Below are 9,096 nucleotides of genomic sequence, written 5' to 3'. Positions count from 1 at the left end.
TTCTCCCAGTTGTGGAGGGTTGAGTAGTGAATGTTTGCTCCGAAGAATTTTCTGCCGTAGTGCTGGGCGTCTCTGAGGGGTAGGTTGTAGTATTGTTTAAAGAGGAGTATTGCCAGTATTGTTTTTACTGGAAATTTTTTGGATTTTGGCAGGTTCTTCAGCTTTCCTTCTGATTCGAAGTCTGCTAAAACGTCAAGAATTGTGAATGCCACGCTTTCAGGGTCTTTGAGTCTGTGATCCCATCTGGGGATCACGACAACCACCTGAAAGAATTCAGCAAAAACCCTAATAAAGGTTACTATAAACACGCCCCGCTTAGGAAGAACTGTTGAGTGAGGCGTTTTCAAGGGTATCCGAGTATGTAAAGGTGGAGTCGTCTATTTCCTTTGTCTCTCCGTTGAACTCACACTGCCCGTTCGAGCAGGAGATGATTTGGGTTTTGAGGGTGTCCCACTTCTCGCTTGTTTTTAGGTACTGCACTTTAGTTTCCACATTGTCTTGATAAGCCAAAAGTTGATTTTGCTCCGTAGACTTTATAGCCTTCGGAACAACACCTTCTCCAAACCAGAAAACAGTAATCAATATTATTACAAGGGCAAGGGCAACCATTGCAGAATACTCAAGAGAACCTTGAGCTTTTTTCATAAAAATCACCCAAAAAAGAGAAAAGTTAAACTAAAGTTAAACTAAAATATCAGCTACCTCCAAGAGCAGCCATTATCTTACATGCACCCACATCTCCAGCTGAGCACATATCATAGAGTTCCTTGATAGTTTTTCCCTGGTAATCAGCCTCAGTTAACTGATTTATGTCATCCTTATAGTCACTTTTTGCATAGCTAACAGTTATATCTGCCGTATTATCACCATTACTATCAATCTCGAATTTGTTCTCATTTTTCTTTATTGTAACTAAGGTGTAGCTATCTAAATTCCATCCTCTGGCTTCCATTGAAGATTTTGCAAGTTCTGCTTTGTTTTGTAATATTGTAAGGTCAATCTGTCCTGTCGCTTCTTGGCCAGCCCCAGTTATATACCTCACAACAACAAATATTATTATCAGGGCTGCTGCTACCATAAAGAGGTACTCCAGCGCACCCTGACCCTTCTTCCTTCTAAACAACTTCTTCAAGTTTATCATTTCCCAAACACCCCCGAAAGGATATCTTCGAACATAAATTAAGCCAAAGACATATAAATACCTTTCCCCGCAATTATGCTTATTATTACCGCAAAATTGCAGGTCTTGATGCAATCCAAACTATTGAGGAATCCACAACGACTCGTCGAGGGTGATTATTACCTTACAAGCGTTTTCATCGTTTGCTAGGCAGAGGTCATACAGCTCTTTCAGGGTTTTCAGCTTATACCTATCGTCCCCATAGAGGGCTTTGATCTCATCTTTGTATCTTGCATTTCTGTAGTCGAGGTAGTAGATAATCTTGTCACTCTTATCACACTTCCCATTTGAGCCCTTGTCCTTTATGCTTATGCCGTATTCGGAGCCAACTTTGTCCTTGGAATAACTCTCCGAGAGAATGTAAAAGCAGTATCCATCGTTCCAGAGGTCTTTCACTTCTAGCTGGGATTTTGCAAGCTCAGCTTGGCTCTGTAAAGAGGCAATATCACTCTGCTGGGCAACTCGACCTCCGGAACTGCTGATATGGCTCACCGCAACGAGGATTATTATCAATGCCGCAGCAACCATAAAGAGGTACTCCAGTGAACCCTGAGCTTTTCGGCTCATGTTTTGCTCATCTTTAGAAAAAAATAAATATTTTTCTCCCCAATTCTGCCTATGAGATAATCAAAAATGGGGATAGCGATGCTGGTCTTCATAGAGTGCGAGTCATCGAGCATTGAAGGCTGTTTAAAGGAGCTTAGAGAAAAAGCCGAGGACTTAGAGAAAATCCCGGGAAAAATAGATAAAGCCAAGATAGAACTCTCCTTCGGTGCCTTCATGAGTGTTAGAATAAGCCTAAGCATAGAGCCAGACAAAAACCATGAGAAGATGATAATAGCTGAGTACTCATCAGGCAAGGACGTCCTCGAAAGGCTGCAAGAGAAGATGAGAGAAAAGATAAAGAATGCCCAAATAGTTGACTTCACCTTCGGAACCTACACAATGCCCATAACCCGAAGAAAATATGCTGTTGCAATAGCGGTCGTGAACATACCCAAGGAAAGGGAGAGCTTTGAGAACCTGAGCATTGAAGAAAGGAGGGCAATCCTAAGAAAAGCCCTTGAACTCTTTGGGTGGAACGTTAAAGTTTTGAACATCTCCGAGCTGGCAAGGCTCTTCGGCGTCTCAAGGGACTCCATCTACAACGACATCGAGCAGATACTGAAGGAGAAGAAGCAAAGCTGATCTAAGCGAGTTTTTGAACTGCGAGTATTTAAAAATCCTCCAGGTATAATTCCACTATCCTGATTTTTTAATGGGATTTTGTTCCTGCACTGTAGAGAGAAAAGTATTAATAGTGTGAAGTATGTAATACTATAATGGTGAGTGTAATGGTAAGCGTGACTAGAAAATACCAGGTTACGATTCCCAAGGAAGTAAGAGAAGCTCTCGGAATTAAAGCGGGCGATGAAATTGTGTTCATTAGGACCAAGGAGGGATATGTAATAAAGCGTCTGGAGGATTTCGTTAAAGAGATGGCTGAACTTTCAAAAGACATCGAAGAAACGGTAAAAGAAATGAGAGAAGGAATGAGCAAAATGTTCAAGGAGGAACAAGAATGAAGGTTGTCCTTGATACAAACGTTTTTCATAACTGGAAGTTTCTGCTCTGGTTAAGGAGCTCCCCTTATTCTCCTGTAATAAGTTCGGTAAGCTACACAGAGTATCTCTATCACCTATCAAAAAAGCGAGGGAGCATTGAGGAAGGCAAAAGTGCAATCGAGGCATTGTTGAACAGCATAGGAATTGAAGTTTTGGAGTTCGACAGAGAGTGTGCTCTGAAAACTGTGAAAGCAGTCTGGGGACGGTGGGACTTTAGAAAGAACGCGAGGGATTATATGATATGTTCACTGGCGCTAAAGCTCAACGCTCCATTAGTAACCTACAATAAAAAAGACTTTGAGTGGTATGAAAAAGTCCATACACCCGAAGAATTTATGAAGCTAGCTGAGAAGAACAGAAAAATCGCTTAAATTTAAAAACCAAAAGCTCACCCGACAACGCTTATCGGAACCGGGGTCGCTGAGAGAATGAATATGAGCAACACAATCAGAGCCAGAGCTATTCTCTTCGGTGAAATGGGGCTTACTTCGTCCAGCGCACCGGGGTTTCCTATCCTCCCCATCAGGAGTATGACAAAGCCCCAGAGAAGCCATCCAGCCCAGAAGACGCTCATGCCAATCATAGCCAACCCCAGGCCAAAGGTCAAAATCGAGTGGAGCTTTTCTCCAAGGAAAGCCCTCGCTATATGCCCGCCGTCAAGCTGGGCAGCTGGGATTAGGTTCAGGAAGGTCACGAGGATTCCGACCCACCCCGCTATCGCCACCGGGTGGAGGTAGATAACGTAATCTTCGGGGATTCTAAAGAGATATTTTTCGAGAATGAGCATTATAAGGCTCTGACCAAATGCTATTCCCCCCTCTTCAGCTACGGCAGAAATCGGCAACATGGGGGAGAGTTTTAATCCTATGAGGAGGACTGGGATTGCAACGACAAAACCCGCTATCGGCCCGCTCGCGCCAAGGTCGATGGCAGCGTTTCTGGTGGGTATTGGGGATTTAACCCTTATAACAGCCCCAAGGGTTCCCAGAATGTTCGGAAATGGGATAAAGTAGGGAAAAGTGGACTTCACGCCGTGAAGGGTAGCGGCTATTTTATGCCCCATCTCGTGGGTGCCAAGGATGGCAAGGACGCTTACTGAAAAGGCTATAGCATTGAGGTATACGTTCCTTATTCCCGGGAGGTTATACTGCTCAAGGAAGGCTATATACGAGGTCGAAAGCCAGTATCCAGCAAAGAGCGTGCTCAAAAGGGTTGCAATGAATAGCCCGATCCCTATGAAGGGGTTTTCCTCTTTCGCAGGCTGTGCCGGAAAGACAAAGAGAACTACCTTTCCTTCCCTCTTTTTCAACGCCGCCCAGTAACCAAGCTTCTCAAGCTCCTTAAGAACCCTCTCGAAGTTGGTCTCCTTTATCTCCAGGACCTCAAAAGCCATGACGTCTCCTTTAGTCTGCATCTCGCCAAGGGAATAAAACTCGCCAAGCTTTTCCATGAGAGGCTCATTAATGGGCTCTTCAACGGGCTCAATCTCAAAGCCAACAAGAACCATATCAGAGCCGCACTCCGAGCATGAGTTTTCTAATAAAGCCGCATTAGACTCCTTAACTTCTCTATGGCCACATTTAACACACTCGTAAATACCCCTTGCCATTTTCTCCACCACTTAAAAAGAATATGGAAGAAAGCTTAAAAACTATTCCTCTATGACAACTTCCCCCTCGTCCGCATCGACCTCAACGACCTGACCGCTCTTGATTTTGCTTATGTCCACCTTGTCCACCATGGGGATTTCGGCTATAATAGCTCCCGTTGCTACAATCGTCTCTGCCTCCTCGACTATTATCGCCTTAGGCGCAACACCGTTTTTCTTCAGCTGGTAAAGGACATAAGAGCCGACAGTCGAGCCCTTGCCCCTTGGAAACACAAGAATTTTGTCTTTTATGCTCTCTCCCCTTATGTCGCTTTCAACGTCCTTCACAATCCCGGTCTTCGGATCAACGCCACCCAAAAAGGAGAGCGGCTTTTTTGAGACAAGGGCAACTCCCTTTGCTTTTCCCTTGGTGATTTTTCTTCCCTTGAGCTTCATAATCCCACCTCACGGGGCATCAAGAAGTAACTTCTCCGTATTCTCAAGCCTCACCTTTAGTCCGGCTGAGGAGAAGTAAAAGCTCGCCTTTCCGCTGTTTGTGGCTATTCCCCTATACCACTTTTCAACCGGGGAGACTATTAAACAGCTGTCGGCTATTATTTTCCCGTTGTAGCGCTCTATGACGTCAGTGTAGCCCAAAACATCTGAGAGAGCCTTCACAGCCCTGCTTGCAGTTATTAAAAGCGGAACCTTTAAGGGCTTCCCCCTCATCTTCAAAATCTCGGCAACCTCTTTTACCTCCTGAATCGAAGCATGGGGACAGCCTATTACTATTGCATCTATCTCTCCCCACTCTGCGTTGAACTTCTCTCTGACCTCTTCCAGCTCTCTCTCATCTACCTCAATTTTCTCAAGCTTATCCGCTATGGCGTGTCTGTATTCCGGAGTTTCCCCTTCAACGTGATAGAGGGCTATTGAGCCAGTTGCAGCCATCGAAGCACCAAGCTCCTTAAGGTAGTCCGTCTTTTCGGGCTTGAGGTTTTTGAAGTAGGGTATGTCGTTCTTTAGAGCTTTGCCGAGGTAGTAGCCCAGGAAGCTGTAGTCTGCAAAGTCCTTAAGCTTTGCGTTTACCTCAACAATAACCGTTGCCTTTCTGTTTTCCTCAAGGTGAAGACCATAATTTGGAGTTTTGCCAACAATTGCAGCTGCCAGACTTGAGGGCCCCCCTTCCCTGTTGGTTCTGGCTCCAATTATGGAGTTCGCAAAGATAACCGCAGAGCTCTCGCTCCATGCTATATGGTCGCCAAACTTTGGAAGGTTTGCACCGTAGTATGGAGTGCAGGTGGAGGTAACCTCTATCCCCATTGCCCTATAGAGCTCGAGTATTTCCTTCTGTTTCTCCATAAAGAGCTCGTCCCCAATTCCGGCCGGATTAAGGGTAGTGTAAACGCTAACCTTTGCACCCGCATCCACGAAATCCTTGAGGAACTCTATTCCCGCATCACCGATATTTTTGTAGGAAACACCAGCCACCTGAGCACTTTTTATCGGAATCAGCCTGTCAGCGTTATATATCTCTCCCAAAGCCACGAGAATCTCCATAGCCTTCTGCAATGCATAGCCGTACTCTCCTGCAAGTATCAACTCCTCCTCTTTTGTAAGGTACATCCTACCACCGGGATAAATTTGGAGGGTAAGTTTAAGGGTTTTTCCTCAAAAATTCTGCATCCCAATTCAGCAGAGTAATTGTTGTTGAGCTAGGGTAGGGCGTTAAAAAGTCGAAACAGCTTTTAGGGGGTTTTGATGAAGCATTGAGGGTTTGGAATATTCAAAAGAAACACCGCAAACTTTATAAACCGACTTCCTATTAATAACTAACGGGTCGTGCAGCGGGGTGGGGCAGCTAGGAGTGCCCGCCGGGCTCATAACCCGGAGGTCGGAGGTTCAAATCCTCCCCCCGCTACCAGCCTATTTTTGTACATTGGTGTATGTTTTTGAGCATCATTTTTTGTGAATGCCTAGATATTCTTCAAGGAGTTTTTGTTTCCTCGATATTGTGAATCCTATTAGTCTGTAAAATTTTGAAAGGTCGTCCTTCCTGTAAATCCTTATTTCATAGAGGTCTGAGGAGTATTGGTACTCTTTTCCCCAGATCTTTACTGTGGTGCCTTTTCTTTTTGTTAAAACTATCTTGCTACTTATTCCCAAGCTTTCTAAAGCTTTTTGACAAAAAGTTAGAACTTCTCTGTTGTAATTTGAAGCACTAACAAACCCCTGTCTTTCATTTTTATTGAAATTGAAGCATCCTTCACTGTCAAAGAACCCTCGGAGAAACTCTCTGGGATATTCCTTTGCAACCTCAAACAAAGCCTCTTTCGGCTGTTTCAAAAACATATAAAGGAACTTGCTAGTAGCTTCGGCAACGAACCTGTCTCTCCTCCCGTCGCTTTCCACGTAAACTCTTGCGTTAGCCCCTATATCTTCGAGGGCTCTGGCAAATGCTTCAGCAAATTCCCTATCAACAACCTTTAGCCGAATCCGATATTTATGCTCACTCAAACCAATGCTCCCATCTCCAAAGTACACCCCAATGACGTAAGATAAATGGGGAGAGGGTTCCAACTTAACGAGCTTGATCTTATTAAACGGCTCATGCTTTCCTTTGCACCATCTCAAAACCGTTGCTCTGGAAATTTTTATGCCCTTTTCCGCGAATACTATTCTTGTTATTTCAGAATAACCCTTGCCAGAACCTCTCAACTCCCTAACATAATTAACAAGCTCCTCAAGTTCATTCTGTCCAAGGTCTTTTAACCTGCGCATGGTATCGATTGCGCTTCTTTGTTTTTAATCTTTTTCGTAATTTTTATACAACTCATACTTATTAAAATGAAATCGGGAACTTTAATAAACCCTCCCCAATTAGCCCAGAGAGGGCTTGCTATGGATCTGGTAGTTCTCGGGCACGTTGCGATTGACCACATAATCTTTCCAGACAAGAGAGAGGTAATCATTCCCGGGGGAGCAGCGGCAGCGGTAGCGACTTCCGCCGCTTTAAGCGGAGCAAAGGTGGGACTGGTAACAAAGGTAGGCAAGGACTTTCCCAAGGAGTGGCTGGAAAGCCTCAAAAGAATCCTCGACATCCGGGGAGTTCACGTCCTCGAAGGAAAAACAATGCACATCTACATGATCTACCACGAAGACGGGAGCGTGGACGCGCCGGTTGAGATGGGCGTTGCCAAGGCTATGGGCGAAACAGAGATCCCGGAAGATTACCTCAGTGCTAAAATATTCCACATCTCACCAATACCTCCAGAGGAACAGTTAAAAGCAATAAACCGGCTAGAGGGCAAAAGAATCACCGTGGATTTTAATCCAACCTACATGGAAGAATACAGAACGAAAAGAGGGCTCATGAAGGAAATAGTGTCAAGAGTCGAGGTGGTCTTCCCAAACGAGAGGGAGGCGATGACGATAACAGGAGAGACTGAAGTCACAAAAGCCGCTGAAACGCTTCATGAATGGGGAGCCAAAATTGTCGTGGTAACCCTGGGAGAGAAGGGAGTTCTGCTTTATGACGGGAGAGATTTCAAAAAGTTCAATGCTCTTCCAGTAGAGGAAATTGTAGACCCTACCGGAGCGGGAGACGCTTTTGCCGGAGGGTTTCTGGCTTATTACGCAGAGGGAAAAGACCTCGAAGAGTGCGTAAGGCAGGGGCTGGTGAGGGCAAGAGAAGTGCTTAAGAAAAAGGGAAGCTGGAGCATCTAATCGTTCATAACTATTTTTTGAGAATGCATAGCAGGCATATTGCCGGCAGCCCGTACCCCATAATGTAACCATCGCGTAGAATTATGTAAAGATAGGTTTAAAAAGTCGTACAACTTGGAAAAAACTGGGTGAGAATATGGAAAAGCTTCCACAATTATTCGTTGAGGCAGACTTTGAAGAGTGCTTTGAAGGGGATACTGCAAAAGTTGACTGCATAGTCATCCAAGATAACATAGAGGCTAGAATACAAAAGGGACAAAAGCTCCCGGAGTTTATAGACGTTAAAAAAGCGAAATTTTTGCGAAAAGAAGTCTACGATAGGTTTCACTTATATGTGGATAAATACGAACATAAAATGCTCTGTGATGCGAGAATAATTCTCCCGGACAGGAGAACAGAGATAAGGCTGTATAAAGGAGACGAGCTAATGTTGCTTCCAGTGGAGGGATTTGTTTCCACAATAATAGCTGGAGTGGGGAACAGGGTTAGGAAAAGCGATGCGTTTGCCGCAGTAACGACAAAAAAAGGAGAAGTGCACTACCTAAAGCCCCCAAAGAACGGGGTAGTGGTTTACATCGACGAGTTCACAAACAGGCCCCATTATATCTACTACATCCTCCCCGAGGAATAGCTACAGGCCCTCAATTATCGCCCTTACGTTTTCTTTGATTCTCATTTTTAACGTATCCAGCGTGTCCATCCCTTGAATTGTTCTTGTATTGTTTGCACTTGTTATTATGAGTGACCACCTGTGGAGGTCGTGTTTCTTGGGTTCAGCTTGAAACATTACAAGAAACTTCGAACTCCCTGCTTCAACTTCAAGTATTTCAATATTTCTCTCTCCCAGCTTCGTTGAGTATATTTCTTTTACTTCCAACCCACCAAATTCCCTTTTAAGCATCTCTGCGAACTCCCCCATATAAAATCACCCATTAATTTTTTGACCAAAGAGGTATATATACTTTGTCACAAACTTGTATAATGCTGACCAAAAATGT

The 9,096-nt window shown here is 44.4% G+C and carries 14 protein-coding genes and 1 tRNA gene; 6 read left to right on the top strand and 9 right to left on the bottom strand.

The genetic code is table 11. From position 1 onward, the window contains the following. The 4 genes from GBV73_RS03730 to GBV73_RS03715 all read right to left on the bottom strand — a co-directional run. Positions 1-308: hypothetical protein (locus tag GBV73_RS03730; RefSeq protein WP_152879389.1), on the bottom strand; the 308-nt coding region annotated here is incomplete at its 3' end. A gap of 7 nt (positions 309-315) precedes the next feature. After that, a complete protein-coding gene (locus tag GBV73_RS03725; RefSeq protein WP_152879387.1) occupies positions 316-645 on the bottom strand; it encodes a class III signal peptide-containing protein in 330 nt (109 codons plus the stop codon). Positions 646-694: 49 nt separating this feature from the next. Further along, a complete protein-coding gene (locus GBV73_RS11530; RefSeq protein WP_152879385.1) occupies positions 695-1,141 on the bottom strand; it encodes a class III signal peptide-containing protein in 447 nt (148 codons plus the stop codon). A 120-nt stretch (positions 1,142-1,261) separates the two neighbouring features. After that, positions 1,262-1,747, bottom strand: a complete 486-nt coding sequence (locus GBV73_RS03715; RefSeq protein WP_042698154.1) for a class III signal peptide-containing protein — start codon at positions 1,745-1,747, stop codon at positions 1,262-1,264. Positions 1,748-1,825: 78 nt separating this feature from the next. On the opposite strand from GBV73_RS03715, the gene GBV73_RS03710 reads away from it, so the two are divergent. From GBV73_RS03710 to GBV73_RS03700, 3 genes are all read left to right on the top strand, one after another. Continuing rightward, positions 1,826-2,368, top strand: a complete 543-nt coding sequence (locus GBV73_RS03710; RefSeq protein WP_152879383.1) for a hypothetical protein — start codon at positions 1,826-1,828, stop codon at positions 2,366-2,368. A 134-nt stretch (positions 2,369-2,502) separates the two neighbouring features. Then, on the top strand, positions 2,503-2,745 hold the full coding sequence (locus GBV73_RS03705) for an AbrB/MazE/SpoVT family DNA-binding domain-containing protein (RefSeq protein ID WP_253910292.1): 243 nt from the start codon (positions 2,503-2,505) through the stop codon (positions 2,743-2,745). Then, on the top strand, positions 2,742-3,155 hold the full coding sequence (locus GBV73_RS03700) for a type II toxin-antitoxin system VapC family toxin (RefSeq protein ID WP_152879381.1): 414 nt from the start codon (positions 2,742-2,744) through the stop codon (positions 3,153-3,155). Before GBV73_RS03705 ends, GBV73_RS03700 begins: the two co-directional genes overlap by 4 nt. Before the next feature lie 17 nt (positions 3,156-3,172). Here the strand turns inward: GBV73_RS03700 and GBV73_RS03695 are convergent, their stop codons facing one another. Genes GBV73_RS03695 through GBV73_RS03685 form a run of 3 tightly spaced genes read right to left on the bottom strand, consistent with a single transcriptional unit; the run spans position 3,173 to position 5,998 of the window. Next, positions 3,173-4,393, bottom strand: a complete 1,221-nt coding sequence (locus GBV73_RS03695; protein WP_152879379.1) for a site-2 protease family protein — start codon at positions 4,391-4,393, stop codon at positions 3,173-3,175. A 42-nt stretch (positions 4,394-4,435) separates the two neighbouring features. Continuing rightward, positions 4,436-4,828: a DUF126 domain-containing protein gene (locus GBV73_RS03690; protein ID WP_152879377.1), complete on the bottom strand. Its 393-nt coding sequence runs from the start codon at positions 4,826-4,828 to the stop codon at positions 4,436-4,438. Between the two features lie 9 nt (positions 4,829-4,837). After that, positions 4,838-5,998 carry an aconitase X catalytic domain-containing protein gene (locus tag GBV73_RS03685; RefSeq protein ID WP_152879375.1) on the bottom strand — a complete coding sequence of 387 codons (1,161 nt, stop codon included), beginning with the start codon at positions 5,996-5,998 and terminating at the stop codon, positions 4,838-4,840. A gap of 220 nt (positions 5,999-6,218) precedes the next feature. On the opposite strand from GBV73_RS03685, the gene GBV73_RS03680 reads away from it, so the two are divergent. Next, positions 6,219-6,296, top strand: a tRNA-Met gene (locus GBV73_RS03680). 35 nt (positions 6,297-6,331) lie between these two features. Here GBV73_RS03680 and GBV73_RS03675 read toward each other — a convergent pair. Next, a complete protein-coding gene (locus tag GBV73_RS03675; protein ID WP_152879373.1) occupies positions 6,332-7,153 on the bottom strand; it encodes an LAGLIDADG family homing endonuclease in 822 nt (273 codons plus the stop codon). A 120-nt stretch (positions 7,154-7,273) separates the two neighbouring features. On the opposite strand from GBV73_RS03675, the gene GBV73_RS03670 reads away from it, so the two are divergent. After that, positions 7,274-8,098, top strand: coding sequence for a carbohydrate kinase family protein (locus GBV73_RS03670; protein WP_152879371.1), 825 nt, complete (start codon positions 7,274-7,276; stop codon positions 8,096-8,098). A 136-nt stretch (positions 8,099-8,234) separates the two neighbouring features. Further along, entirely contained in the window at positions 8,235-8,729 is a 495-nt protein-coding gene (locus tag GBV73_RS03665; protein WP_087036284.1) for a DUF2118 domain-containing protein, read from the top strand. Here the strand turns inward: GBV73_RS03665 and GBV73_RS03660 are convergent, their stop codons facing one another. After that, positions 8,730-9,017, bottom strand: coding sequence for a hypothetical protein (locus tag GBV73_RS03660; protein ID WP_087036282.1), 288 nt, complete (start codon positions 9,015-9,017; stop codon positions 8,730-8,732). Between the last annotated feature and the right edge of the window lie 79 nt (positions 9,018-9,096).

It is taken from the genome of Thermococcus sp. 101 C5 (assembly GCF_009372125.1).
GTDB lineage: Archaea > Methanobacteriota_B > Thermococci > Thermococcales > Thermococcaceae > Thermococcus_A > Thermococcus_A bergensis.
This window is presented reverse-complemented; position numbering and strand designations above follow the sequence as displayed.